The organism is Pantoea sp. GbtcB22 (genome assembly GCF_019091025.1).
Lineage (GTDB): Bacteria > Pseudomonadota > Gammaproteobacteria > Enterobacterales > Enterobacteriaceae > Pantoea > Pantoea leporis.
Genome location: NZ_JAGXKB010000002.1, coordinates 125,734 through 149,276, shown reverse-complemented (window position 1 = coordinate 149,276; position 23,543 = coordinate 125,734). Strand labels below are relative to the sequence as shown.

Genomic DNA, 23,543 nt, shown 5'->3' with positions numbered 1-23,543 from the left:
CCAGCAATCTGTGTTGAAATGTGTATTGTTATGTTATAACGTAATTAACTCACATAATATGTAGCGGATTAAGTCGGAAATATTAATGAAATCAATGAAAAATTTGCTTATCGCTTCGGCGTTAGGCCTGGCTTCTTACGCCTCAATGGCGGCTGAACATCAGGATAAAACGGTGCGCATTGCGGCACCGTTTGAAATCAAAGGCGCCGATCCCGCACTCTCCGGCGACATTTTGTTGCGGATGGATGTGGTGGAAACGCTGGTGGAAGTGAACGAACGCGCCGAGCCCATTCCGGCGCTGGCGCAAAGCTGGCAGGTATCGGCAGATGGTTTGCAATGGCAATTGAATTTGCGTCCCAACGTGCGCTTCCATGATGGATCGCCATTGGATGCGGCCGCGGTGGTGAAATCACTCAACACCGCGCGCAGCAAAGCGGGTCTGCTGGATAAAACGCCGATCACCGCTATCAGCGGGGAAGGGCAACGCGTCACCATCACCTTGAGCGAACCTTTCACGCCGCTGCTTTCGGTATTAGCAGAGAGCCGTTCCCAGATTCTGGCGTTGGCTAGCTGGGATGCACAGGGCAACATCACCCGCATCATCGGCAGCGGCCCGTTTATGCTGACGTCATTCCAGCCACCGCAATCGCTGGCAGTAAAACGTTTTGACGATTACTGGGGCGAAAAGCCGGCGATTGCGGCTGCCAGCTATCTCTCTTCCGGACGCGCCGAAACACGCGCCTTGCTGGCGGAAAGCGGCGACGCGGATTACGTATTCAACCTGGATGCTGCCAGCCGTCAGCGTTTATCGCGCAAGCCAGCGCTACAACTGCCGGCCATTCCGGTGCCGCGCACGCTGATGCTGAAACTCAATGCGGGCGATCCGCTGTTAGCCGAACAGCCGGTGCGTGCAGCGATCAGCATGGCGATTGACCGTGACGCGCTGGCGATGGCGGTATTGCGTTATCCAGGCGCGGCCACTCAGTTATTCCCGCCGAATATGGGTGAATGGCACAACAACGCACTGCAACCGTTGCAATTCAATCCGCAGCAGGCGGCACAGCAACTGCAGGCGGCGGGTTGGAAAATGGGTGCAGATGGCGTGTTAGCACGTAACGGCCAGCGCTTTAGTGTGACGCTGCTGACCTTCCCCGATCGTCCCGAACTGCCGCTGATGGCGATGGTTATCCAGCAGCAACTGCGCAAAGTCGGCATTGAAGTGAAGATCAACTCCACCAACGCCAGCGAAATTCCGGCGCAGCATCACAGCAATCGTCTACAACTGGCGCTGTTTTCACGCAACTTTGCACTCACGCCTGATCCCACCGGCACGTTACTGCAGGATTATGCGGAAAAGGGCGGCGACTGGGGCGCGATGAACTGGCATCCGGCCGGTTTTAGCGCGGCGTTGCACAGCTTAACGCAATCCACTGACTCGGCAGAACGTGCGCAGGCGCGTAACCTGATCACTGCCTCGTTACAGCAGGATCTGCCAGTGATCCCGATTGCCTGGTATCAGCAATCGGCCGCGATTAACAGCAAGCTGAAAAACGTCACGCTCGATCCGTTTGAACGCCACTTTGGTCTGCGTCAGATGGAGTGGGAGCAATGATGTTCAAACTACTTGGCTGGCGCGTAGCGCAGGCAGCTTTTGTGGTGTTGGCGGTGGGATTACTCACCTGGTTTTTGGTGCAGTCCTTGCCCGGCGATATGGCATGGCGTATTGCCAGCGGTCGTTATGGCTACGATCGTGTGGATGCCAACGCGGTGGCGCGGGTGCAGCAGGAGCTAAGTGACTCGCTGCAGCAGGGCAGCGCGTTGCTGCACTGGCTATTCGATCTGCTGCAGTTCAACTTTGGTCGTTCGCTGGTCTCCGGCGAACCGGTGATGGATGAACTGCGCTGGCAGCTGAGTCAAACGCTGGCGCTGGCAGGTTCATCGCTTTTCCTGACGATACTGTTCACCTTGCCGCTGGGTATATGGGCGGGATGCCATGCCAATGGCAAGCTCGACCGCGCATTATTCTGGCTGAGCGCACTGCTGAAATCGGTGCCGCATTTTGCGCTGGGCATGCTGCTGATTGTCCTGCTGGCGCTGCAGCTCGATTGGCTGCCCAGCGCCGGGCACGGCGAGCTGCGTCATTTTCTGTTGCCATCGTTGACGCTGGCATTGTCGTTAACCGCGGTGGGCGTGCGCGTGGTGCGTGAAGCCACGTATCAGGTTGTCAGCTCGGGCTATTACCGCTGGGGCGCGCAGAAAGGATTAGCGCCCGCAACGCTATTGCGTCGTCATGGATTGCGCAACCTCGCATCGCCGGTATTGACCTGGTTCGGCATGCAGTTTGTCTGGCTGGTGGAAGGTGTGGTGGTGGTAGAAACGCTGTTTGCCTGGCCTGGCATTGGTCACGCGCTGGTGCATGCCATCTTCGCCCGCGATGTGCCGGTGATTCAGGCCAGCGCCATGACGCTCGGACTGCTGTTCGTACTGCTGAATATGCTGGTGGATGCGGGTTGTCATCTGCTTGATCCCAGAGGAGCGCGCGCATGACAATTTCATTTTCGCGTCTTATCGGCCTGCTGCTGTTGTGCTTGCTGCTTGGTTTCGCCTTCCTGCTGCCCCTGATTCATCACGGCGATCCGCTGGAACAGGATCTGCTGCAGATGCTGCACGCGCCGAGCGGCGCCAATCTTCTCGGGTTTGATCATCTTGGTCGCGACATGCTGCCGCGCCTCAGTGCCGCGTTGCGCCTTTCGCTGGGTCTCGCGGCGCTCTGTGTGATGAGCGCACTGCTTGCGGGCGTGCTGGCTGGCGTATTCAGCGCACTGTATGGCGGCTGGCTGGATCGTCTGCTCAGCATGCTCGGCGATATGTGTCTGGCGCTGCCGGGATTGCTGCTAGTGCTGCTGTTAGCGGCGATTGCGCCGGATTCTCCCGGCATGTTGTGGCTGGGGATTTCGCTGGTGCTGTGGGTGGAGTTCTTCCGCGTCACGCGCGCAACCCTGCGCCCGATTGTGCAGGCACCCGGCATGCAGGCCTCAAAGTTGCTCGGTTTTTCGGCGTTCTACCGTTTCCGCCGACACCTGTGGCCAGCGTTAGCGCCGGTATTAACCACGTTGACTCTGTTCTCGTTCAGCAGCGCCATCATGGCGGTCTCTGCGCTTGGCTTTATCAGCGTCGGCGTACGTCCGCCGACGCCAGAACTGGGTTTGATGATGACCGAACTGCTGCCGTTTGCCTGGGAAGCACCGTGGCTGCTAATGCAGCCGGTAATCGCGCTGTTTCTGCTGTTGATCAGCCTGAATCTGTTAATGAAAGAGGAGCGTAAATGAAAGGATTACAGGTTATCGGCATCAGCGTCACAACCGCCAGCGCCACGCTGGTGGAACCGGTTGATTTCACCCTGCAGCCCGGACAACCGCTGACCTTGCTGGGTGAAACCGGTTCAGGTAAAAGCCTGCTGGCACAAGCGATCATGGGCATTTTGCCTGACGATTTACAGGCCAGCGGCACGCTGAGCATCAACGAACAATGTTTCACTCTGCCACAGGATGCCGGATTGTTGCGTGAATTATGGGGCCGCACATTAGCGTCGCTGCCGCAGGAGCCGTGGCTGTCGCTGGATCCCACCATGTCAGTGCTTCAGCAGATTGCGGAAGGCTATCGTTATGTACGCGGACAGGCGAAATCCACCAGCGCACTGTCGGCCCAGCGCGATTTACAACAGCTTGGTTTACAGGATGCGGCGCCGCGTTTTCCGTGGCAACTCTCCGGCGGGATGGCGCAGCGCGCCGCCTTTGCCGCCGCACGAGCAGGTGGCGCGGAGATACTGATTGCCGATGAACCCACCAAAGGGCTGGATGTGGCGCGTCGTGATGAGGTAGCGGCCTTACTGCGCCGGGAAGTGGCCGACGGCGGCACACTGCTCACCATCACCCACGACATCGCGCTGGCCCGCCAGTTGAGCGGTGAGGTGATCGTGATGCATAAAGGCAAGGTGATCGAGCAGGGCAGGGCGGAACAGGTGTTACATGAACCGCAGCAGCGCTATACGCGTGAATTACTCGCCGCCGATCCCACCGCCTGGCCTGCACGGCAACAAACCGTTATGGGCAGTAAACCGGTGGTGAGCGCTGAGGGCATCCGCTTGCAGCGCGGCGGTAAATCGCTCGGCGTGCCGCAAGACTTCAGGCTGCACGCCGGAGAAATCGTTGGATTACACGGTGCCAGCGGCAGCGGTAAAAGTAGCTTTGGCGATGTGCTGCTCGGCCTGCTAACGCCGCAGCAAGGCAAGGTGACGCGGCATGCGGCGGTCGATGGGCTGAAATACCAGAAGATTTATCAGGATCCGTCTGCGCTGTTCCCACCGACACGCACGCTGGCGCAAAGCCTGGACGATGTGTTGCGCCGTCATCGCATCGCCTCCACGCGGCGGGATGCGCTGATGGAGCAATTGGCGCTGACGCCGGAACTGCTGACGCGTCGTCCCGATTCACTGTCGGGCGGCGAGCTGCAGCGCTTCTCGCTGTTACGCGTGATGCTGCTGGATCCGGTATTTCTGTTTGCCGATGAACCTACATCGCGTCTGGATCCGCTGGTGCAGCAGCAAACCATCCAGCTCATCACCTCGCTGGCGCGCGAGCAGCAGTGCGCGGTGTTGCTGGTGAGCCACGATCGCGATCTGCTGGAAAAGGGCACGCATCGTATGATCGCGATGGAGGCAGTCGCTTAACGTTCTGGCGGCTGGCTGTCGCCGTGACCGAGTGAACGCTGCATCACTACGGTATCCAGCCAGCGGCCATGTTTGAATCCCACCGATTTCATTACACCGGTGTGCTCAAAACCGAGCGCCCGGTGTAATCCCAGCGATCCGGCATTCGCGCTATCGCCAACAATCGCGATGATTTGGCGAAATCCCGCCGCTTCTGCCAGCGCAATGGCTTTTTGCAACAGTGCGCGACCAATGCCTCTGCCGGTTTGCTGCTGATCGAGGTAAATCGAATCCTCCAGCGTGAAGCGATAGGCATAACGCGGGCGATACGGCGCCAGATAGCAGTAACCCAGCACCTGATCATCCTCTTGCGCCACCAGCCAAAAACCGCCGCGCTGCTGCACATCCTGCACGCGATTCTGCATTTCGCTCGCCGAAGGTGGTTCAGTTTCAAAGGTCGCGGTGCCGTGCAGCACATGCCAGGCGTAGATTTTCTGAATGGCAGCGGCGTGATGAGGTCGGGCGGGAATAATGTCCATATGTTCCTGATTCTTAGCGGCGAAAACCACAGCATGCCACCGCGCCGCACGCGAATCATCGGATTTAATAATAGGAAATTCTGATGGTCACTCTGCAATTCCATAGTGGCGCCATTTATGGCGACCTGACCCACCGACACTCAATTCTGCTCCGACAGCTGCACCGCCATGGTATCCGCCTCTAAGGCTTCGAAAACATGCGGTTCGTCTGCGGGATAGCAAATGTAGTCACCGGGATGCAGTTCGACCGGCGCATCGCGCGGCCCAACCAGCGCCCGGCCACGCGCGATAATCACATGCTCCACCGAGCCCGGCGGATGCGGTTTTGAATCGCGCGGCGCGCCCGGTTGGCTGGTGACCAGATAGAGATCGCGGCGTCCGCCGGGCGGGCAACTTGCCAGCAAAGCTGCCTGATAATCCGCCATCTCCGCCGAGACGATCATGCCTTCGCCACGGCGAATTACCTGCAATCGCTTCACTTCCGGCTCCATCAAACGCGCGAAAGGAATGTTCAGCGCCACACACAGCGCCCACAACGTTTCAAGGCTGGGATTGCCATTGCCCGCTTCGAGCTGCGACAGCGTAGATTTGGCGATACCGGCGCGACGCGCCACTTCTGTCAGTGAAAGCCCCGCGCGCTGACGTTCGCGCAGTAATCCGACAGCAATAATATCAATTGGCGTGGTCAAACCCTCTCCTGTTCTTTATATCGAACGATTTGTTCGTCTTGTAAAACGATTCTGGCGCGTTCATTATAACGGCTTTCCTGTTCGATATGAGATCAAATTGTGATGCGTCTGGGTGCAGTACCGCTTGATCGCGGAGTAATAAAAGCCATTTTCCTGGTTTGTCTTGCCGACGGCATTGTCGGGCTCTCTTACGGTTCTCTGGCGGCAGCGGAAGGGTTTCCGCTGTGGGTGCCGATTGCGCTATCAACGCTGGTGCTGGCGGGCGCGTCGGAATTCCTGTTTATCGGCATCGTGGCTGGCGGCGGCAGTCCGTTAACGGCGGCGGCGGCGGGTTTGCTGGTCAACGCGCGTCATCTGCCGTTTGGCATTGCGGTGAAAGATCTGGTTGGCAAAGGCAGCCGCAGTTTGTTGGGATGCCACATCATGAATGATGAAAGCGTGGTGTTTGGTATTTCCCAGCCAAAACTGGCGCAACGTCGTGCCGCGTACTGGATTTGCGGATTAGGTATTTTCACCATCTGGCCGCTGTCGGTCATTGGCGGTGCGGTGATCGGGCGCTTTATTCCCGACGTATCGGCCATTGGTCTGGATGCGGTGTTCCCAGCGATCCTGATTGCCCTGATATTCCCGGCGCTGCGTCAGCGTCGTACGCTGATCCCCGCTACGCTCGGCACCGCGCTGTCTGTGCTGGCGACACCGTTTGTGCCAGCGGGCATGCCGGTGCTGTTTTCACTGCTGGGATTACTGAGCTGGCGGGAGCGTAAAAATGGAAAATAATCTGATCATTGGCGGCATCGCGCTGCTGGCGGTAGGCACTTATGCGATTCGTTTCGCCGGTTATCGTCTGGGCAGCCGCATGCAGATGTCGGATCGCGCACGCAATATGCTATCCGATGCTGCCACCGTTTTGCTGCTGGCGGTGGCCGTTACCACCGCGCTGTTTGAAGGCACGCATTTTGCCGGCGTGGCGCGCATCGTCGGCGTGCTGTTTGCGGTGTTTCTGGCCTGGCGCCGCACACCGCTAATCCTGGTGATTATCGGTGCCGCACTAATGACCGCGTTGCTACGTTACTTCGGCGTGCCCTGATCGCGCCAGGTTTGCGCGCGTAATTCATATACCAAACTGGCGGGCGCGCCCGGGACATCGTGAACCTGGCCGTAACAGCGCAGTCCCGCCTTTTCCAGTACCTGCTGTGATGCTATATGATCCTGACGCACCGCCGCATCAATAACCGGAAGCTGGCATTCATCGAAGCCATAAGCGATAACCCTTCGTGCAAACTCCGTGGCGAAACCTTTTCCCCACGCCTCTTTCGCCAGACGATAGCCAAGATTGTTTACCGGCTTGCCAGCAAACTCGCGCACCGATAAACCACCAAATCCGATAACCTCATCCGGGTGTTCCCGCAGGCAAATTGCCCAGTTACCAAAGGGAAAGGATTGCCAGTGCGCCAGCCAGCGATTTAACACCTCCTCTGCAAAGGCTAAATCGGGAAACGGACCCGCCGGATTGAACATATTGGTAGCGGGATCGCCATAGATGGCAAACAGGCGCTGAACATCGGTGGGTTCAACCGGACGAAGAAACAAACGTGATGAAGTGAGTTGCATTGTCGTAACCTTTTGTAGCCGGAACCGGCGTTATCTTCCTGATGAGTTTTGTTACTGTGATACTCCACGGATTACTAGCATAGAGGAAAACGTATGAAACCGCGTTTAGCCCGCTGTGATGAAACGGCCACGTTGTGGCGCATCCGCAACCTTGCCATTCGCCACGGTTGCCGGGGCGTTTATCCCGCTGATGTTATCAGCGCATGGACACCCGATGCGTTACCGTCCGGCTATTTCGAGGCGGTCAGAAGCCATCCGTTTTATGTGGTTGAGGATGCTGAATATGGCGTGGCCGCGACCGGATTTCTTGACTTGCACAACGGCAGCGTTGAAGCGATCTTCACGCTGCCCGCCTGCAACGGCAAAGGTTATGCCAGCGCCATCATGCAGGTAATCATCGATGAAGCGCGTCAGCGGGGTTTTGATAAACTGACACTCGCCGCCACGCCCAACGCGAGCGGCTTTTATCTGCGTCACGGTTTTCGTGTGGTGCGTGAGACGCTTTATCCCTCGGCGCTGGCACAAGCCGATCTTCCCTGCGTCGAAATGGTACGCGAGCTTTAAGGCTAAAATGAAAAAAAGTGAAAACAACAAGGACGGCGCGAATATGGTCATTAATTGCGTAGCGTATCGCCACGGTAAGCGTGAAGAGCATGTCGACATCGCTGATATTAGTGAAGTATTAAAAGAAGAGAAATCCTTTGTCTGGATGGGTTTGTACCAACCCGAACCGGCCTTTATGCAGACGCTGCAGCAGGAGTTCAGCCTGCACGAACTGGCAATTGAAGATGCGCTGGTAGCGCATCAGCGACCAAAGATTGAGCAGTACGGCGATTCGGTATTTATTGTGGTAAAAACCGCGCACATGGACGATATGCAGCGCATCACCTTCGGCGAAACCCACTTCTTCCTTGGCAAAAACTTCCTGATCACCGTGCGTCACGGTTCATCGGAAGGTTATGCCGACATCCGCACCAAAGCCGAAAAGAACCACGCATTACTGTGTGAAGGTCCGGGTTATGCGCTCTATTGCATCCTCGATTTCATCGTCGATAACTACAGCAAAATCACCGAATCACTTAACGATCGCATTGGCGGGCTGGAACAGGGCATGTTTACTACGCGTTTTGACAGCGACGCGTTGCAAAACGTCTATCATCTGCGCCGTGAACTGCTGGCGCTACGCAATGCGGCGCTGCCGGTGACGGAAATCTGCCAGCAGCTGGTGCGCTTCCACGAAGATATCATCCCGAAAAATCTGCGCGCCTATCTGCGTGACGTACAGGACCACGCGCATCACGTGATGATCGATGCGGAAGACATGCGCGAAATGCTCACCAGCGCGATGCAGGTGAATCTGGCGCTGGTGTCGGTGCAGCAAAGCGAAGTAAACAAAAAGCTCGCCGGTTGGGGGGCGATCCTGATTGTGCCCACCATCATTTTCAGTATGTACGGCATGAACTTCCCCGATATGCCGGAGTTGCACACGCACTTTGGCTATCCCGCCGTGGTGGGCATTACTGTTGTTATCTGCTGCGTGATGTGGTGGCGGCTGAAAAAGGCCGGTTGGCTTTAACCGCTGAATGCCTGCATTTTTTAAAACTTCCTGCGATCTGGAGCGAAAGATGTCCTTTAATATTGGTCTGTTACTGTTCCCCAACCTCACGCAGCTCGATCTCACCGGTCCGTGGGAAGTGTTTGCCCGCATGCCCAACGCTAACAATTATCTGATTTGGAAAGATCGCCAGCCGGTGATGTCGGATCGCGGTCTGGCGATCGTACCCACCGTGACCTTTACCGATTGCCCGCAACTCGACTTGATCTGCATTCCCGGCGGTCCCGGACAAATTGCGCTGATGGACGATGACGAAACGCTGGATTTTGTCCGTCGTATGGCGGAGAACGCAAAGTGGATAACTTCAGTGTGTACCGGTTCGCTGGTGTTAGGTGCTGCGGGATTGTTGCAGGGATATCGCGCGACGTCGCATTGGGGTTCGCTTGATCAACTGAGCTTGCTCGGTGCCACGCCGGTAGCCGAACGCGTGGTGCGCGATCGCAACCGCATCACTGGCGCGGGCGTCACCTCGGGCATTGATTTTGCGTTAACCGTAGCGGAAGAGCTGCTTGGACGTGAAATCGCAGAAAATATCCAGCTGCAGATGGAGTACGATCCGGCGCCGCCATTCCATTCAGGTTCACCGCGCAGCGCCTCGCCGCAACGTTTGGCCGAGGCAAAAAGCCAGATGCAGGATTTTATTGCTCGCCGACGTGCGGCGACAGAAAGTGCCGCTGCACGGCTCAAGCGCGAGGAGTGAAAGCTGGCGATTTCAGCCTGAAATCGCCACGGTTGTTACTGCTTAATGTGCGCTGGCAGTAGGGCGCACGGTGATTTCACTGGTATCCACTTCGCCAGGTTGATCGATGGCCCAACTCACCGCGTTGGCAATCGCTGCTGGCTGGAGCGCGATCTGGCGATAGCTTTTCATCGCTTCACGCGCGGTGCTATCGGTGATGCTATCCGCCAGTTCAGATTCGACTACGCCGGGATTGATCACCGTAACCCGCAGATGTTGCGACTCCTGACGCAGGCCATCGGAAATCGCGCGTACGGCGAATTTAGTCGCGCAGTAAACGGCGGCGGTCGGCGAAACGGTTAGCGCGCCAACCGAGGCGATATTAATAATGTGACCAAACTGCTGCGCTTGCATGGTCGGCAGCACCGCCGCAATACCATACAGCACGCCGCGAACATTGACGTCGAGCATCAAGTCCCATTCATCGACTTTCATTGAACTCATGGGTGATAGCGGCATGACGCCGGCATTGTTGATCATCACATCAATACGGCCATATTTTTCCCGTGCAAAATCGGCCAGCTGCTGGATATCAGCGCGTTGGGTGACGTCGGTGGCGAGATAATCCACGTTCGCGCCGCCAATGCGCAGCTCTTCACTTAACGCTTGCAGACGATCGGTGCGGCGCGCGCCAAGCACCAGTTGATGACCTTGCTGCGCCAGATGATGTGCAATACCTTCGCCTATGCCGCTGCTGGCACCTGTCAAAATAATCACTTTCTTCGCTGTGTTCATGATGCATTCCTCGTTGAATTGACGAGGCTATTGTTGATAAATCACACAATGCGCAACAGACCGGATTGTGGCGCATCTTTGCCTGATCCTCTCGCGTGCATTGTGCAAACAGCAGCTTGATGGCTATGCTTTGCCTGAATATCTCAGTGGAAATTATTTATGTCGCAATCCGTGCAACAGCGCACCTGCGCTTTACTCAGCCAGCTGGCGCGTCAGGAAGGCTATACCGAATCACTGCTTGATAGCGTGCGCTTTATGCGGGCCGATCGGCAGTGGGCGCGCACGCCGGTACTGTATGAGCCGAGCATCATTATTATTTGCCAGGGATCAAAACGAGCTTTCCTCGCCGACAAGATGTATCGCTATGATGCGCAGCACTATCTGGTGTTGTCAGTGCCGCTGCCGTTTTCTGCCGAGACGGAAGCCACATCAGAAGAGCCGCTGCTGGGCATCGCGATTCGTCTGGATGTTGCCATGGTGGCGCGGCTGGTGGCGCAGCTGGCCAGCAGTGAATTGGCGGTAACCGCTGCGCCGGCGGGCATCATCTCCACACCAATCAATGAAATCCTGGCGCAGAGCACACTGCGTTTATTGGAAGCGTTGAGCGATCCGCTTGAAGCCAAAGTGTTGGGACCCGCGCGGGTCGAAGAGATCTGTTTTCGCGTATTAATGGGCGAGCAGGGTGGCGCGGTGCGTGCAGCGTTAACTTATCAAGGCCATTTTGGTCGTATCGCGCGGGCTTTGCAGCGTATACATGCCGACTGGCGTCAGCCGCTGGATGTACCGCATCTGGCGAATGAAGCCGGGATGAGCGTGCCGCGCTTCCATCTGCATTTCAAAACGGTGACGCAAACCTCGCCGATTCAATATCTAAAATCGCTGCGATTGCATCAGGCGCGTCTGATGATGATCCGCGACAATCTTACCGCCGCAGGTGCCGCAGCGCGCGTCGGCTATGAAAGTGATTCGCAGTTTAATCGTGAGTTCAAAAGGCTGTTTGGTCGCAGTCCGGCAGAAGAGGCGCGGGAGATGAAGCGGGCGTTTGAGTTGTTACCGCCGGAACAGCTGTCCGGCCGATTACAGGCGCATTAGCTTAGCGAATGCTCATGATGGCGACGACCATCAAAATCCAGAATACCGCGCAGCCGGTAAACATCATTTGCCAAACTACACGGCGTTCGACTGTCAGAAAAGAAGAGAAACGTGAACGTAAAATCGATTGCATAGCGACCTCAAATCAGAATTTTAGAAGAAAGTTTGTTGGCTGAAGTATGAAATCCCTGTCAGCGAATCAGACTATTCTGTCTTTTATCTGGTAATGAAATCGACGAGACCGGTCTTGTTTTTGGTCTGGAATGTAAACCATAAATAAAAGAAAAGCCGCGCAGGGCGCTGATCCCTGAGCGGCTGAACACTACGCATTTACTCGCTAAACGTTGCGCGTCACGCCACCATCAACACGAATATTCTGAGCGGTAATATAGGCTGCGCCAGGTGAAGCCAGGAAGGCGATGGTCGCCGCCACTTCTTCAGACGTACCGTAACGCTGTAATGGCACGCTATCCCGACGTTCATCGGTTTTCGGCAAGCTGTCGATCCAGCCAGGCAGCACATTGTTGATGCGGATGTTATCGGCCGCGTAGGCATCAGCAAAGATTTTGGTAAAGGATGCCAGGCCGGCGCGGAACACCGCCGAGGTCGGGAACATATCGGTTGGCTCAAACGTCCAAGCGGAGGAGATGTTGATAATGCTGCCGCCGCCTTGTTTCTGCATGATTGGCGTGACCAGACGCGTGGCGCGTACCACATTTAAAAAATAGGTTTCCATGCCAAGCTGCCACTGCTCATCGGTTAACGCCAAAATCGGCGCGCGCGGACCATGACCGGCGCTGTTCACCAGCACATCTATTCGGCCCCAGCGCGCCAGCGTTTGATCCACCAGCTTCTGCAGATCCGCTACCGACTGATTAGAACCGGTCACGCCCAAACCGCCCAGACGCTCCGCCAGCGCTTCACCTTTGCCGGAGGAGGAGAGGATTGCCACTTTATAGCCATCGCTTGCCAGTTTCTCGGCTGCTGCTGCACCCATGCCGCTGCCACCGGCGACGATTATTGCAACTTTTTCTACTGTCATCATTAATCTTCCTGTTAATTAAAAATCGATTAAAACCAGTATAAAAGGTAATTTTGGCAGCAGAGAGTCAGTCTGTTTGCCAATTGACGATAGGAAAACTACAGGATGAGTCAGGGATTCAGCGAACTACCGCCGCTCAATGCGTTGAAAGTCTTTGAAGCGGTGACGCGCCATCTTAACTTTCGCCTGGCGGCGGAAGAGTTAGGCGTCACACAGGGCGCGGTGGCGCAGCAAATTCGTGCTCTGGAAGCCAGCCTTGGACTGAAATTGTTTGATCGATTGCCGCGCACGCTGGCGCTGACCGGCGCGGGTGCGGGCTATGCGGTCAGCATTCGTCAGGCATTTGAATTGATTGATGAGGCCACGCGCACGCTGCGACCAGAACCGAATCGCTTAACGCTGAGCGTTACACCTACCTTTGCCAGCCGCTGGATGCTGCCGCGTTTACCGGGCTTTACCACCGCATGGCCGGATATCGATCTGCGCGTGATGGCTTCTGAGCGGCTGGTGCAGTTTCATCATGAAGGCGTCGATTTAGCGGTGCGTTATGGCAGGCCACCGTTTGGCGCGGGTCTTGATGCCACTTTGCTGTTTAGCCAAACGGTATTAGCGGTGGTGAGTCCTACGCTGTTAGCCAAGCTTGGCGATCCGGCTGCAAGCGACAACTGTCAGCGCTACGCCTTGTTGCACGATGGTCACCATCTGTGGCCAGCATTTCTCGCGTTTACCTTCCCGAATTTATCGCTGCATCATCAGCATCACCTGCGTTTCAATCAAACCGCGCTGGCGCTGGAAGCGGCGATTAGCGGGCAGGGTATTGCGCTCACCAGCCCGCATTTCGTGCAGAACGATCTTGCCAGCGGACGGTTGGTGCCCGCGTTTACGCAGCAAATGACCCTGGATGCCGGTTGGTATCTGGTGTGGCCGCGCCGTCCGCGCCAGCAGGCGCCGGTGATGGCGGTGCGCGATTGGCTTTTATCGCAGGTTAGCGGCTGATATTTGTTCAATAACGAAATCAGTAAAACTGATGATCCACGCGGGATCATGAATGTTATAACTGCTTAATGATGCAGACATGGGGTTTTATCCTGTCAAGGCAGTGAATTAGCAAAATATCGCGAAAATTCAGCAAGTAAAGCAACGGATTGCGCGTTGCATTCTGCCGGGGGCTGTGAATAAATACGGAGTCAATTTTAATAAAAATGCCATAAAGGCCAGGTTTACGCCTGAAAAAGATCTTTGCATATGACCGATCATAAAGATGTTTTAGCCAGGGACATCAGCGCCAAAAGTGAAAGCATGCAGGCGCATCTCATCGCCATTCGCCGTGATATACACGCGCATCCAGAGCTGGGTTTCGACACCGTCCGCACTGCCCACATCGTTGAGCAGGAACTGCTGCGCCTGGGTCTGACGCCGCAAACCGGCGTTGGCAGAAGTGGCGTGATGGTTGATATTGTCGGCGCGCATCCCGGTAAAACCGTGCTGTTACGCGCGGATATGGATGCGTTGCCAATCCACGAACAAACCGGCTTACCTTTCAGCAGCCACTATCCCGGCAAAATGCACGCCTGCGGCCACGATATTCACACCGCGACGATGCTCGGCGTGGCGGCGATAGTGCCGCACTATCGCGCGCAGCTGCATGGCACGTTACGTTTGATTTTCCAGCCAGCAGAAGAGACGCCCGATAGCGGGGCCGAAGCGATGATCGCTGATGGCGCGGCAGAGGGCGTCGATCTGGCCATCACGCTGCACAACAAACCGGAACTGGCCGCCGGTGAAATCGGCTTAACGCGCGGCGCCAGCACCGCTTCCAGCGATGAGTTTGATGTGGTAGTGCACGGTAAATCAACCCACGCGGCCCGTCCGCACATGGGAACCGATCCGATCATTGCTGCCGTCAATCTGGTGAGCCAGCTGCAAACCATTATTTCGCGCGAACTCGATCCCGCCAATTCAGCGGTGCTGACCATCGGCCATATTCATGGCGGTACCACTCACAATATTATTTCCGATAGCTGCCTGATTCAGGGCACAGTGCGCGCCAAATCACCGGCGGCGCGTGCGCACATTGAAGAGGCGTTCAAACGTATCTGCGCGGGCGTCGCGCTGTCGCTGAATGTGCGCGTTGAGGTCAATTATCAGCGCGGTGTACCGCCGTTGATGAACGACGATGCGTTGATTGATGTGCTGGAACCGATTTTGTCGCATCAGTTTGGTAAAGCGATTATCGCCAAACCGAGCGCCAGCTTTGGTGCCGAAGATTTCTCGCTGTTTACCGAGCGCGCGCCAGGTTGCCAAATCCACATTGGATCCGGTGCACCGGGACGCGACGACCATCTGCATAATTCGGATTACCAACCCGACGAGCGCAGTATCCATGCCGGCACGCAGGCATTAGCCCGTTTAGCCATTGATTTACTCTCAAAATAACGAACTTAGAGGTTTTATGATGATGCGTAATGGACTGTTTACCGCTTCTGTGGGCATGCTGCTGCTTGCCTCTTCCGCTCTGGTGCAGGCAAAAGATTTTGGCACGCTGAAATTCGCCACCGAAGCCGCTTATCCGCCATTTAACCAATCTACGCCGAACGGCAAAATCGTCGGTTATGAGCCGGATATGGTGGCTGAAATCGCTAAACGAGCCGGTTTCAAATACGAAATCGTGGCACAGAAATGGTCCGGTATGATTCCGGGTTTAGTCGACGGCAAATATGACGCGGTAATCGATGCCGTGACCGTCACGCCGAAGCGTGAAGAAGTGGTAGATTTCTCCCGCCAGTACACCGTCAGTGTTTCAGGTTTCGTCACCCTGAAGGGCAGCGCGGTTGATACTTTGCCAGGCAATGGCGAAGTGGTGCTGGCGGATGACGAAGCCGCGATGACCAAATCTATTGATGCACTGAAAGCCAAATTCAAAGGCAAAACCATCGCGGTACAGGTTGCCACCATTCAGGCGGACTTCCTCAACAAATATCTGGCGGATGTGGCGACGATTCGCACGTATCAGGCCGGCCCGGAAACCTTCGCCGATCTGCTGAATGGCCGCGTCGATGCGGTAATGGCATCACGCACTAACCTGAATGCCTATGTGAAAAAGCATGCGGATACGGTGAACAGCACTGGTTACGGTTTCTCGGGCGGCGTGTTGGGCCAGGGTTCCGCTATCGCGATTCAGAAAAACAATCCGGAGCTGAAAGCGGCGCTGGATTCGGCGTTAAATTCCATGATCAAAGATGGCACGCTGAAGCAGCTGTCTGAAAAATGGTTCGGCGAAAACGTCGCACCTAAAGAGTAATTCCAGGCGCTTATGGCTATTGATTGGCAAATCTTAGGTTTTGGTGACGAAGGTTGGGGCGGCGTGTTGCTTAACGCCGCCACAGTGACCGTCACCGTTTCATTGTGTGCATGGCTGCTGGGCGCAATCCTTGGCAGCCTGCTGTGTTGGATGCAGATTGCTGGCGGGCGCTGGCAACAGCGGTTCGCCAACGGCTACATCACGCTGTTTCGTGGTGTGCCGGAGCTGCTGGTGATCTACCTGTTCTATTTTGGTGGACGTCAGGTGGTGTCGTTTGTCGGGGAAAGTCTCGGCTTGCAAGGTCCGTTCGACGTGAACGGCTTTGTCGCCGGCGCGATTGCCATCGGCCTGATCTCCGGCGCATATCAAAGTAGCGTGTTCCGCGGTGCGTTCTACGCAATCCCGAATGGGACGCTGGAAGCCGCAACGGTTACGGGCATGGGCCGTTTGATGCTGTTCCGCCGCATGATCGTGCCGCAGGCGCTGAAAACCGCGCTGCCGGGCATGGGAAATCAGTGGCAATCGGTGATCAAGGAGTCGGCGCTGGTTTCGGTCACCGGTTTGGTGGAAACCATGAACCAGATCTCCACCGCCTCCAACTCGACGCAAATGCCGTTCTTCTTCTACAGCGTTGGCGCGGTGATCTATTTGATCATCACCACCTGTTCCGATTTTGTTTTCCGCTATGTGGAAAAAGTGGCCATGCGCGGGCAACAACGCGCGCGGTTGTAAGGAGCCACGATGGATGTCACTTTCCTGCAGCACACCTTAGCTGCACTGCTGCGCGGCCTGCCGCTGACGCTGAATCTGGCGCTGCTGTCACTGTTGGGCGGCGGCGTATTGGCGCTGCTGCTCAATCTGCTGCGGCAGAATCGCTTCGGAAGCTACGTTACGCGTTTCTATGTCTGGGTGTTTCGCGGCACGCCGCTGCTGATTCAGATCTTCATGATCTATTACGGCCTCGGCAGCTTGCCAGCGGTGCGCGAAAGCGTGCTGTGGCCGCTGCTGCGCGATCCTTATTGGTGCGGTTTGATTGCATTAATTCTTAACGATGCGGCTTACACCTCGGAGATTCTACGCGGCGGGCTAAACGCAGTGAGCGTGCAGTCGCTGGAAGCTGCCAAAGTGAGCGGTATGTCGCGCTTCACCACGCTGCGCCGCATTACGCTGCCGCTGGCGGTGCGTCAGGCATTACCGGCTTACAGCAATGAAATTATCTCGATGATCAAATCGACCTCGCTGGTCAGCACCATCAGTTTGATGGAGATGACCGGCATCGCTGATTCAATCGTCTCTGAGACCTTCCGCGCGCTGGAGGTGTTTATCAGCGCGGCGATTATCTATCTGCTACTGACCGTGCTGGTGAGCAAAGCGGTGGCGCTGCTGGAGCGCCGTTTGTCCCCTTATCACGTTGGAGCACGTCCATGAGTAAACCCACTATCGTCCTGAGTCATCTCAGAAAAAGTTATAGCGGGCACGAAGTGCTGCACGATATTAGCCTGACGGCGCAGGATGGCGACGTGATTTCGCTGATTGGTGCCAGCGGCTCTGGCAAAAGTACCTTATTGCGCTGCATTCCATTTTTAGAAGTGCCGCAGGGCGGGGAAATCGCGGTGGGTGACGAAGTGGTCACTATCGATAATCCCGATGAGAAGCTGAGCCGCGAGCAGCAGCGCCGTATCAAGCTGATGCGTATGCAGCTCGGTTTTGTCTTCCAGGGTTTCAACCTGTGGCCACACAAAACCGTACTGCAGAACATCATCGAAGCGCCAATTCATGTGCAGAAGCGCAGCAGTAAAGAGGCGATTGAAGAGGCCGAAGCGCTGCTGCAAAAAGTGGGATTGTACGAGAAGCGTAACGCGTGGCCATCGCAGCTTTCGGGTGGTCAGCAACAGCGCGTGGCGATTGCCCGTGCGCTGGCGCAGCAGCCGAAAGCCATTCTGTTTGATGAGCCAACCTCCGCGCTTGATCCTGAGCTGGTAGGCGAAGTGTTGCGCGTGATTCGTAGCCTGGCGGAAGAGGGGCGCACCATGATCATCGTCACACACGAAATGGGCTTTGCACGCGATGTCTCGAACAAAGCGGTGTTCCTGCATCAGGGCAAGATTGAGGAAGCCGGTTCGTCGCAGCAGGTGTTCAGCGATCCCCTTTCCGCGCGCTGTCGCGCATTTGTGAGTAGTCACTTACAGCGCAATAGTTAACAACAGTTTCATTTCCCTTCGCACCAGCAACGAGAGTGAGCTGGTGCATTTCTTCTGCGTCTCATGTTTTACCTAAATTTCTTCCTAATTGAAGCCATTGCTCTAGCAACGGGTGGTCCGGATAGCAGCAATCACGCGCCAGGCACACTTCTGAAAACACGCGACGACCGGGAAAAGTCGTTGAATCCCTCTACGGTGCGGGTTAAAACGTTTGACTTTAGTCAGGCCTCCTTTGCTGGAGTACTTCTTTACTGCAGAACCACGGAACTCTATGCCGCACACTTACCGACCATGGATGAAAAGGTATTGGCTGGTCTGGCTGCTGTTAACGCTGATCACCTTGATAGCGTTATTTACCGATCAAATTTTGCAGCAGCAGCGTGTCGGCGAGGCGCAATTTAATCAGCAGTTTAACCGTCTCGCCGCCTATCAAACGCAGAATGAAACGTTGTTGCCGCTGCTGAATGGCGATGAGGAACTCGCCTCTTTGCAGAGCAAATTCCCCCAGCTTGTCCTGTTGGAACACACCGTAAATCGTCCGTTAACCGCGCCGCGTTTTGAAGAAGTGAGCGGTGGTCGCTATTGGCTCTACAATCCTTACCGCCAGATTCGCATGCTGATCGATTTGCATTTTGCCCTGCAAACCTCGGATGTGGCGCTGGCGCTGGCTTTTCATATTCACGCACCGCCCGCCATGCAAACGGTGAACTATTTGGACACCGCGCGCTGGCAATGGCAGCGGCCGTTCATCAATCACTATCAGCCATTCTTGCTGAAAGGCAGCGCCAATCCCGACTGGCGTGCGCTGCATGCGCTGCCATTTATGCTGGCGCTGCTGGTGTGGCTGGTAATTGGCGGTTTGGGCTGGTGGCTGCTGCGTCACTGGCGTCAGCTCGTGGAGATGCGCCTGCGCGCGGACTATTTCCAGCGTACGCGACGTGAAGCATTGGGCGAGTTTACCGCCGGCATCATTCATGAAATTAATCAGCCGCTGACAGCCATCAACACCTGGCTGCACAGCAGTGAGCTGCTGCTGAAACAGGGCAAGTACGAGAATCTGCCGCAGGCGCTCAACGCGATGAACCTGCAAACCGAGCGCCTCGCTGCGTTGCTGCAGCGCTTTCGCGACATCGTGAGCGAACGTCCGGTGGCGATGACCGCCGTGAATCCGGAAGCCATCTGGCGGCGCGTAACGGTGCTGCTGCAACAGGAACTGGATGACGGCGATGTCACGCTGAGTCAGCAGTGGCAGCACGGTCAGGCAAAAGTATTGAGCGATCCTCAATGGCTGGAACAGGTGTTCCATAACCTGTTGCAGAACGCCATTCACATGCAGCAAGGACGTCCCGATGCATGGGTGAACATGGCATCTGAACCTATTCCTGACGGCATCAAAATCATCATTAGCGATAACGGTCCCGGCTTCTCTGCGGAAGGATTAGCGCAGGCTTGCATGCCGTTTTACAGCTCGCGCGCTAACAGCATGGGATTAGGCATGACGCTGGTCGAGAGCTTGATGTTACGCATGAACGGCCAGCTGCGGCTGGCAAATCGCGCTGCAGGCGGCGCGGAGATTACCTTAATTTTCCAACTGGCGGAGTAACGGAATGGTCGCAAAGGTTTGGTTAGTGGATGATGATTTATCCGTGCGTGAATCGCTCGGTTTTCTGCTTAAAACGCTGGATTACGACGTGGCCGATTTTGCCGATTTGGCCACATTTGAAGCGGCTACGCAGGCGCAACAACCGCTGCGCGGCTGTTTGCTGTTGGATGTGCGCATGCCGGGCATCAGTGGCCTGAGCTGGCTGGCGGAGCAGGGCGATCGCCATCCGCTGCTGCCGGTGATCATCATGACCGGTCACGGCACCATTGATGCCTGTCGTCGCGCATTTCGTCAGGGCGCATTTGAGTTTTACACCAAGCCGCTGGAGATAGAACCGCTGTTGGAGACCATTCATCTGGCATTCAGCGAAAGTGAGCAGCGTGCCGATCGCTGGCAGTCGCAGCAGGGTTTGCAGGCGCGGTTTGCGCTTTTATCGGCGCGTGAAACTGAAGTGATGCAGTTGATGATTGCCGGGCAAACCAGCAAAGAAATCGCGCGTGATTTATCGCTATCACCGCGCACCGTGGAAGCGCATCGCGCGGCGGTGTTTGCCAAGCTGGAACTCAATAATCTCGCGCAGTTGATTCACGCCTGGCAGCAGTTGAACCAGGTATAACTACCTGGCCGAACGGGTAATCGCCCGAATATTTCTTTTGCCCGCCGCGCTTTACAGTGTCATTCACTATTAAACAGGAGTGACACATGAACATCCGCCTTTCTCTGATTGCCGCTACGGCGGCCCTGGTATCCTTCGGCAGCCACGCTGCATTAACCGAATCCAACCTGTCCCTTGCTGACGCACAGAAGCTGGCGAGCGCCGCGATTCAATCGTGTGCGGCGAAAAACTACAACGTCACGGTGACCGTGGTGGATCGTGCTGGTTTGGTGAAAGCGGTGCAGCGCATGGATAACGCCGGTCCGCACACCGTTGAAGCCAGCCAGATGAAAGCCTATACCGCGCTGAGCACCAAAAACCCAAGCGGTAAAGTGATGGAAGCCGCACAGAATAATGCTGGTGCGCAGAACATGCGTGATATTCCAGGCTTCCTGCTGCTGGCGGGCGGTGTGCCGGTGAAAAGCGGCGACCAGGTGATTGGCGCAATCGGCATCGGCGGCGCACCGGGCGGCCATTTGGATGAAGCCTGCGCGGTGGATGCGTTGAAAGTCATTCAGTAATACGCACCAGGTCGTCATTGATGGCGACCTGGTTAGTTACGGCGCGACAGTGCAAAACAGACTAGCGGCATCGGCGAGTTAACAGCAGCAGTTCGACAAGCAACCGTGTCCGACCGCGTGCCTGTGACAGCATAATTAGAGAGATAGCGATTGTCGGCGTTGAGGAAAGCAGTGCAAGCGAAAATCTATTGCGAAATTATATTACAGGCCCGCCGCAACGGGCCTAAGGCGTTAAGCGAGGATGCGTTCAGCCCAGGATTCAATCTCGTCGCCGCTGCCGATATCCAGCTGCACCAAACCGTTGGTGATGAAGGTTGGTGAAACGTGGATACCGTTTTGCCGCGAGTATTTGCTGTGCCATTTGATCTCATTCTGCAGCTCGGCACGCAGAAACGGTTCGCGCGCGTTAACGCCGCTGTATTGCTCCAGACGATCAAGGATCTGATTCGGCGTGGCATCCATATTCGGGCCGTGGCTGTGATCGGTAAACTCGAACTCTTCACGATGATCCGCCACCGCTTGCAGCACCTTTTTGGCGGCTGCTTTGCCCTCCGGCAAGGTTGAGGCGGCAAGGATGTAGCGCACAATCACGCCGGAATACATATGCCACGGCTGTGATTGCAAACGAATTTTTAATGTCATCTTCTCTTCGCCCACCCGTTGCAGCAACGCGTCCAGCTTGTTGAATGCGCGCACGGAGAACGGGCAGGTGGGTTCCAGAAATACCTCAAACACTTTCGGGCCGTGGCCCCAAACCAGCGGATCGGCGTGTAATGCGGTGGATTGGCTCATGGTCATTCCCTGTTGTAGCGATAAAAGTTGTCTTACTTTGGCAAAGCGCGGCGCGAACAGCCAGCATGGACTTGTGCTTTTTTGTTACAAAGCCATTCGATTGCTGCAAATGTGGCGCAAGAAAAATCGTTTTATAGATCCGCGAGCTACAAGAAACTCAGCCTGCAACCGCCTTGCACAGAAAATAAGCGGCTATAGTTAATCCTGTTTCAATCTTCTTATTTGTAGCATTTTTGATTCATTTGCCTGGAGCCAAACGTTAAGAGCATCGAGGTTCAATGTGTTTGCCAATCTCTCCTGGAAAATCATTCATCAGGTTCTTAATGAAACCATTGCCGAGTTAATGGATGAACACCAAACGCTGGACGTTCCCACTTTGCGCGAGCGGCTGCTGGAGTTGGCGGAAAGCGAATCCGATGAACTTATGGTGTTGTGTTACTGGCAAGCGAGCAAAGTGCTGACGCGCTTGCCGCCCACGGTGACCGCCAGCCAACTGATTGAAGAGGCGCGCGTAGCGTACCGCACGCCGCTTAATCACGATCCGCTTTAACCCTTGATGCTTTTCAGCGGTTTAATCGCGTTAAAGCGGCTAAGTGACGGATTAATGGTCAAGAGCGGGAAACACGCTCTGCTAGACTTGCCCTGTCAAAAACGTGGATACAGAGGACAGTAATGAAAATCAAAAGTTATGCCGCCTTGAACGCGGGTGAAGCGCTGGTGCCTCATGAGTATGAAGTCGGTGAACTGGCTGCTGAAGAGGTGCAGGTTGAGGTCGATTACTGCGGTGTTTGTCACTCAGATTTGTCGATGATTGATAACGAGTGGGGCATCTCCTCGTTCCCGGTGATTGCCGGCCACGAAGTGATTGGTCGCATCAGCGCGTTAGGCGATGCGGTGCAGAATAAAGGCTTGAAAGTGGGCCAGCGCGTGGGCATCGGCTGGACGGCGAAAAGCTGCCAGCACTGTAATGCCTGTATCAATGGCGAGCACGTTAACTGTGAGAACGGTTCGGTGCCAACCATCATGAACAAAGGCGGTTTTGCCAGCCATCTGCGCGCCGACTGGCAATGGGTGATCCCGCTGCCAGAAGCGATGGATTACACCTCGGCGGGTCCGCTGCTGTGTGGCGGCATCACCGTGTTCAAACCGCTGTTGATGCATCATGTCACCGCCACCAGCCGCGTCGGCGTGATCGGCATCGGCGGCCTGGGCCACATGGCGATTAAATTGCTGCGTGCAATGGGTGCGGAAGTGACGGCATTCAGCTCCAACGCCAGCAAAACCGAGTCAATTAAAGCGATGGGTGCGGACCGCGTGGTGAACAGCCGCGACCCGCAGGCGCTGAATGCGCTGGCCGGTCAGTTTGATTTGATCATCAGCACGGTAGCGGTGGATCTCGACTGGGCGCCGTACTTCCAGGCGCTGGCCCCGCACGGTAAATTCCACACCGTCGGCGCAGTGATGAAGCCGTTCGAAGTGCCAGCGTTCAGCCTGATTATGGGTGATCGCGCGGTGACCGGTTCCTCTACCGGTTCGCCAGGCCAGCTGCGTTCACTGATGAAACTGGCGTCGCGTGCGGATATCGCACCGCAGGTGGAAGAGTTCCCGATGTCTAAAATCAATGAAGCGCTGGATCACGTACGCGCGGGTAAAGCCAATTACCGCGTAGTGTTGAAAGCCGATTTTTAAATCTCAATGAC

28 protein-coding genes are annotated in these 23,543 nt (G+C 55.9%); 21 read left to right on the top strand and 7 right to left on the bottom strand.

The window, feature by feature from the left end:
• Positions 1-94 precede the first annotated feature (94 nt).
• The 4 genes from KVT28_RS08615 to KVT28_RS08600 are packed head-to-tail and all read left to right on the top strand — an operon-like array spanning position 95 to position 4,729.
• Complete coding sequence (locus KVT28_RS08615; RefSeq protein WP_254633488.1) at positions 95-1,612, top strand: ABC transporter substrate-binding protein; 1,518 nt, start codon at positions 95-97, stop codon at positions 1,610-1,612.
• The gene (locus tag KVT28_RS08610; RefSeq protein ID WP_217548516.1) at positions 1,612-2,547 is read left to right on the top strand and encodes an ABC transporter permease; all 936 of its coding nucleotides are present in this window, start codon (positions 1,612-1,614) and stop codon (positions 2,545-2,547) included. The genes KVT28_RS08615 and KVT28_RS08610 overlap by 1 nt, the downstream gene beginning before the upstream one ends.
• Positions 2,544-3,329, top strand: coding sequence for an ABC transporter permease (locus KVT28_RS08605; RefSeq protein WP_101761154.1), 786 nt, complete (start codon positions 2,544-2,546; stop codon positions 3,327-3,329). The genes KVT28_RS08610 and KVT28_RS08605 overlap by 4 nt, the downstream gene beginning before the upstream one ends.
• A complete protein-coding gene (locus KVT28_RS08600) occupies positions 3,326-4,729 on the top strand; it encodes an ABC transporter ATP-binding protein (protein ID WP_217547728.1) in 1,404 nt (467 codons plus the stop codon). Before KVT28_RS08605 ends, KVT28_RS08600 begins: the two co-directional genes overlap by 4 nt.
• Here KVT28_RS08600 and KVT28_RS08595 read toward each other — a convergent pair.
• Complete coding sequence (locus tag KVT28_RS08595; RefSeq protein WP_101761152.1) at positions 4,726-5,247, bottom strand: GNAT family N-acetyltransferase; 522 nt, start codon at positions 5,245-5,247, stop codon at positions 4,726-4,728. The genes KVT28_RS08600 and KVT28_RS08595 overlap by 4 nt on opposite strands.
• A 140-nt stretch (positions 5,248-5,387) precedes the next feature.
• Positions 5,388-5,936, bottom strand: coding sequence for a helix-turn-helix domain-containing protein (locus KVT28_RS08590; RefSeq protein ID WP_061719009.1), 549 nt, complete (start codon positions 5,934-5,936; stop codon positions 5,388-5,390).
• A 102-nt stretch (positions 5,937-6,038) separates the two neighbouring features.
• On the opposite strand from KVT28_RS08590, the gene KVT28_RS08585 reads away from it, so the two are divergent.
• Both KVT28_RS08585 and KVT28_RS08580 read left to right on the top strand, forming a co-directional pair.
• Positions 6,039-6,713, top strand: a complete 675-nt coding sequence (locus KVT28_RS08585) for an AzlC family ABC transporter permease (protein WP_217548513.1) — start codon at positions 6,039-6,041, stop codon at positions 6,711-6,713.
• Complete coding sequence (locus tag KVT28_RS08580) at positions 6,703-7,023, top strand: AzlD domain-containing protein (RefSeq protein ID WP_217547726.1); 321 nt, start codon at positions 6,703-6,705, stop codon at positions 7,021-7,023. Before KVT28_RS08585 ends, KVT28_RS08580 begins: the two co-directional genes overlap by 11 nt.
• Here KVT28_RS08580 and KVT28_RS08575 read toward each other — a convergent pair.
• Positions 7,005-7,547, bottom strand: coding sequence for a GNAT family N-acetyltransferase (locus KVT28_RS08575; protein ID WP_217547723.1), 543 nt, complete (start codon positions 7,545-7,547; stop codon positions 7,005-7,007). The two genes, KVT28_RS08580 and KVT28_RS08575, sit on opposite strands and share 19 nt — an antisense overlap.
• 93 nt (positions 7,548-7,640) lie before the next feature.
• Between KVT28_RS08575 and KVT28_RS08570 the strand changes: the two genes are divergently transcribed.
• The 3 genes from KVT28_RS08570 to KVT28_RS08560 are packed head-to-tail and all read left to right on the top strand — an operon-like array spanning position 7,641 to position 9,862.
• Positions 7,641-8,111, top strand: a complete 471-nt coding sequence (locus tag KVT28_RS08570) for a GNAT family N-acetyltransferase (protein WP_101761149.1) — start codon at positions 7,641-7,643, stop codon at positions 8,109-8,111.
• Between the two features lie 43 nt (positions 8,112-8,154).
• Positions 8,155-9,123, top strand: a complete 969-nt coding sequence (gene corA, locus KVT28_RS08565) for a magnesium/cobalt transporter CorA (RefSeq protein WP_217548511.1) — start codon at positions 8,155-8,157, stop codon at positions 9,121-9,123.
• A 49-nt stretch (positions 9,124-9,172) separates the two neighbouring features.
• Positions 9,173-9,862 carry a DJ-1/PfpI family protein gene (locus KVT28_RS08560; protein ID WP_217547720.1) on the top strand — a complete coding sequence of 230 codons (690 nt, stop codon included), beginning with the start codon at positions 9,173-9,175 and terminating at the stop codon, positions 9,860-9,862.
• Positions 9,863-9,904: 42 nt separating this feature from the next.
• Here KVT28_RS08560 and KVT28_RS08555 read toward each other — a convergent pair whose 3' ends face one another.
• Complete coding sequence (locus KVT28_RS08555; protein ID WP_217547718.1) at positions 9,905-10,636, bottom strand: SDR family oxidoreductase; 732 nt, start codon at positions 10,634-10,636, stop codon at positions 9,905-9,907.
• A gap of 159 nt (positions 10,637-10,795) precedes the next feature.
• Here KVT28_RS08555 and KVT28_RS08550 point away from each other — a divergent pair, with 159 nt between their 5' ends.
• The gene (locus KVT28_RS08550) at positions 10,796-11,728 is read left to right on the top strand and encodes an AraC family transcriptional regulator (protein WP_217547716.1); all 933 of its coding nucleotides are present in this window, start codon (positions 10,796-10,798) and stop codon (positions 11,726-11,728) included.
• Position 11,729: 1 nt separating this feature from the next.
• Here KVT28_RS08550 and KVT28_RS28135 read toward each other — a convergent pair whose 3' ends face one another.
• A complete protein-coding gene (locus KVT28_RS28135) occupies positions 11,730-11,861 on the bottom strand; it encodes a hypothetical protein (protein ID WP_255421535.1) in 132 nt (43 codons plus the stop codon).
• Between the two features lie 204 nt (positions 11,862-12,065).
• On the bottom strand, positions 12,066-12,770 hold the full coding sequence (locus KVT28_RS08545) for an SDR family oxidoreductase (protein ID WP_110867237.1): 705 nt from the start codon (positions 12,768-12,770) through the stop codon (positions 12,066-12,068).
• Positions 12,771-12,875: 105 nt separating this feature from the next.
• Here KVT28_RS08545 and KVT28_RS08540 point away from each other — a divergent pair, with 105 nt between their 5' ends.
• The 9 genes from KVT28_RS08540 to KVT28_RS08500 all read left to right on the top strand — a co-directional run bounded on the left by KVT28_RS08540 (position 12,876) and on the right by KVT28_RS08500 (position 21,051).
• Positions 12,876-13,766: a LysR substrate-binding domain-containing protein gene (locus KVT28_RS08540; protein WP_217547714.1), complete on the top strand. Its 891-nt coding sequence runs from the start codon at positions 12,876-12,878 to the stop codon at positions 13,764-13,766.
• Positions 13,767-14,015: 249 nt separating this feature from the next.
• On the top strand, positions 14,016-15,206 hold the full coding sequence (locus KVT28_RS08535; RefSeq protein WP_217547711.1) for a M20 family metallopeptidase: 1,191 nt from the start codon (positions 14,016-14,018) through the stop codon (positions 15,204-15,206).
• A gap of 16 nt (positions 15,207-15,222) precedes the next feature.
• Entirely contained in the window at positions 15,223-16,071 is an 849-nt protein-coding gene (locus tag KVT28_RS08530) for a transporter substrate-binding domain-containing protein (RefSeq protein WP_217547709.1), read from the top strand.
• A gap of 12 nt (positions 16,072-16,083) precedes the next feature.
• Positions 16,084-16,803: an ABC transporter permease gene (locus KVT28_RS08525; RefSeq protein WP_217547707.1), complete on the top strand. Its 720-nt coding sequence runs from the start codon at positions 16,084-16,086 to the stop codon at positions 16,801-16,803.
• A gap of 9 nt (positions 16,804-16,812) precedes the next feature.
• Positions 16,813-17,499, top strand: a complete 687-nt coding sequence (locus KVT28_RS08520) for an ABC transporter permease (RefSeq protein ID WP_061719022.1) — start codon at positions 16,813-16,815, stop codon at positions 17,497-17,499.
• Positions 17,496-18,272 (top strand): ABC transporter ATP-binding protein, encoded by a 777-nt coding sequence (locus KVT28_RS08515; RefSeq protein ID WP_217547704.1) that lies wholly within the window; start codon positions 17,496-17,498, stop codon positions 18,270-18,272. The genes KVT28_RS08520 and KVT28_RS08515 overlap by 4 nt, the downstream gene beginning before the upstream one ends.
• Before the next feature lie 295 nt (positions 18,273-18,567).
• Positions 18,568-19,875 carry a sensor histidine kinase gene (locus KVT28_RS08510; protein ID WP_254633487.1) on the top strand — a complete coding sequence of 436 codons (1,308 nt, stop codon included), beginning with the start codon at positions 18,568-18,570 and terminating at the stop codon, positions 19,873-19,875.
• A gap of 4 nt (positions 19,876-19,879) precedes the next feature.
• Positions 19,880-20,491 carry a response regulator transcription factor gene (locus KVT28_RS08505; protein WP_217547699.1) on the top strand — a complete coding sequence of 204 codons (612 nt, stop codon included), beginning with the start codon at positions 19,880-19,882 and terminating at the stop codon, positions 20,489-20,491.
• An 86-nt stretch (positions 20,492-20,577) separates the two neighbouring features.
• Entirely contained in the window at positions 20,578-21,051 is a 474-nt protein-coding gene (locus KVT28_RS08500) for a heme-binding protein (protein ID WP_217547697.1), read from the top strand.
• 231 nt (positions 21,052-21,282) lie between these two features.
• Here the strand turns inward: KVT28_RS08500 and KVT28_RS08495 are convergent, their stop codons facing one another.
• Positions 21,283-21,843: a thioredoxin gene (locus tag KVT28_RS08495; RefSeq protein WP_217547695.1), complete on the bottom strand. Its 561-nt coding sequence runs from the start codon at positions 21,841-21,843 to the stop codon at positions 21,283-21,285.
• Between the two features lie 280 nt (positions 21,844-22,123).
• Here KVT28_RS08495 and KVT28_RS08490 point away from each other — a divergent pair, with 280 nt between their 5' ends.
• Together KVT28_RS08490 and KVT28_RS08485 are read left to right on the top strand one after the other, a co-directional pair.
• The gene (locus tag KVT28_RS08490; RefSeq protein ID WP_217547692.1) at positions 22,124-22,393 is read left to right on the top strand and encodes a hypothetical protein; all 270 of its coding nucleotides are present in this window, start codon (positions 22,124-22,126) and stop codon (positions 22,391-22,393) included.
• Between the two features lie 122 nt (positions 22,394-22,515).
• A complete protein-coding gene (locus KVT28_RS08485) occupies positions 22,516-23,532 on the top strand; it encodes an NAD(P)-dependent alcohol dehydrogenase (RefSeq protein ID WP_217547690.1) in 1,017 nt (338 codons plus the stop codon).
• The last annotated feature ends 11 nt before the right edge of the window (positions 23,533-23,543 follow it).

Coding starts and splice junctions, on each gene's coding strand:
- KVT28_RS08535 (WP_217547711.1), top strand. CDS start 14,016: ATGACCGATCATAAAGATGTTTTAGCCAGGGACATCAGCGCCAAAAGT.
- KVT28_RS08570 (WP_101761149.1), top strand. CDS start 7,641: ATGAAACCGCGTTTAGCCCGCTGTGATGAAACGGCCACGTTGTGGCGC.
- KVT28_RS08615 (WP_254633488.1), top strand. CDS start 95: ATGAAAAATTTGCTTATCGCTTCGGCGTTAGGCCTGGCTTCTTACGCC.
- corA (WP_217548511.1), top strand. CDS start 8,155: ATGGTCATTAATTGCGTAGCGTATCGCCACGGTAAGCGTGAAGAGCAT.
- KVT28_RS08550 (WP_217547716.1), top strand. CDS start 10,796: ATGTCGCAATCCGTGCAACAGCGCACCTGCGCTTTACTCAGCCAGCTG.
- KVT28_RS08575 (WP_217547723.1), bottom strand. CDS start 7,547: ATGCAACTCACTTCATCACGTTTGTTTCTTCGTCCGGTTGAACCCACC.
- KVT28_RS08545 (WP_110867237.1), bottom strand. CDS start 12,770: ATGACAGTAGAAAAAGTTGCAATAATCGTCGCCGGTGGCAGCGGCATG.
- KVT28_RS08595 (WP_101761152.1), bottom strand. CDS start 5,247: ATGGACATTATTCCCGCCCGACCTCATCACGCCGCTGCCATTCAGAAA.
- KVT28_RS08505 (WP_217547699.1), top strand. CDS start 19,880: ATGGTCGCAAAGGTTTGGTTAGTGGATGATGATTTATCCGTGCGTGAA.
- KVT28_RS08600 (WP_217547728.1), top strand. CDS start 3,326: ATGAAAGGATTACAGGTTATCGGCATCAGCGTCACAACCGCCAGCGCC.
- KVT28_RS08540 (WP_217547714.1), top strand. CDS start 12,876: ATGAGTCAGGGATTCAGCGAACTACCGCCGCTCAATGCGTTGAAAGTC.
- KVT28_RS08495 (WP_217547695.1), bottom strand. CDS start 21,843: ATGAGCCAATCCACCGCATTACACGCCGATCCGCTGGTTTGGGGCCAC.
- KVT28_RS28135 (WP_255421535.1), bottom strand. CDS start 11,861: ATGCAATCGATTTTACGTTCACGTTTCTCTTCTTTTCTGACAGTCGAA.
- KVT28_RS08605 (WP_101761154.1), top strand. CDS start 2,544: ATGACAATTTCATTTTCGCGTCTTATCGGCCTGCTGCTGTTGTGCTTG.
- KVT28_RS08500 (WP_217547697.1), top strand. CDS start 20,578: ATGAACATCCGCCTTTCTCTGATTGCCGCTACGGCGGCCCTGGTATCC.
- KVT28_RS08515 (WP_217547704.1), top strand. CDS start 17,496: ATGAGTAAACCCACTATCGTCCTGAGTCATCTCAGAAAAAGTTATAGC.
- KVT28_RS08485 (WP_217547690.1), top strand. CDS start 22,516: ATGAAAATCAAAAGTTATGCCGCCTTGAACGCGGGTGAAGCGCTGGTG.
- KVT28_RS08580 (WP_217547726.1), top strand. CDS start 6,703: ATGGAAAATAATCTGATCATTGGCGGCATCGCGCTGCTGGCGGTAGGC.
- KVT28_RS08510 (WP_254633487.1), top strand. CDS start 18,568: ATGAAAAGGTATTGGCTGGTCTGGCTGCTGTTAACGCTGATCACCTTG.
- KVT28_RS08555 (WP_217547718.1), bottom strand. CDS start 10,636: ATGAACACAGCGAAGAAAGTGATTATTTTGACAGGTGCCAGCAGCGGC.
- KVT28_RS08530 (WP_217547709.1), top strand. CDS start 15,223: ATGATGATGCGTAATGGACTGTTTACCGCTTCTGTGGGCATGCTGCTG.
- KVT28_RS08520 (WP_061719022.1), top strand. CDS start 16,813: ATGGATGTCACTTTCCTGCAGCACACCTTAGCTGCACTGCTGCGCGGC.
- KVT28_RS08610 (WP_217548516.1), top strand. CDS start 1,612: ATGTTCAAACTACTTGGCTGGCGCGTAGCGCAGGCAGCTTTTGTGGTG.
- KVT28_RS08585 (WP_217548513.1), top strand. CDS start 6,039: ATGCGTCTGGGTGCAGTACCGCTTGATCGCGGAGTAATAAAAGCCATT.
- KVT28_RS08525 (WP_217547707.1), top strand. CDS start 16,084: ATGGCTATTGATTGGCAAATCTTAGGTTTTGGTGACGAAGGTTGGGGC.
- KVT28_RS08560 (WP_217547720.1), top strand. CDS start 9,173: ATGTCCTTTAATATTGGTCTGTTACTGTTCCCCAACCTCACGCAGCTC.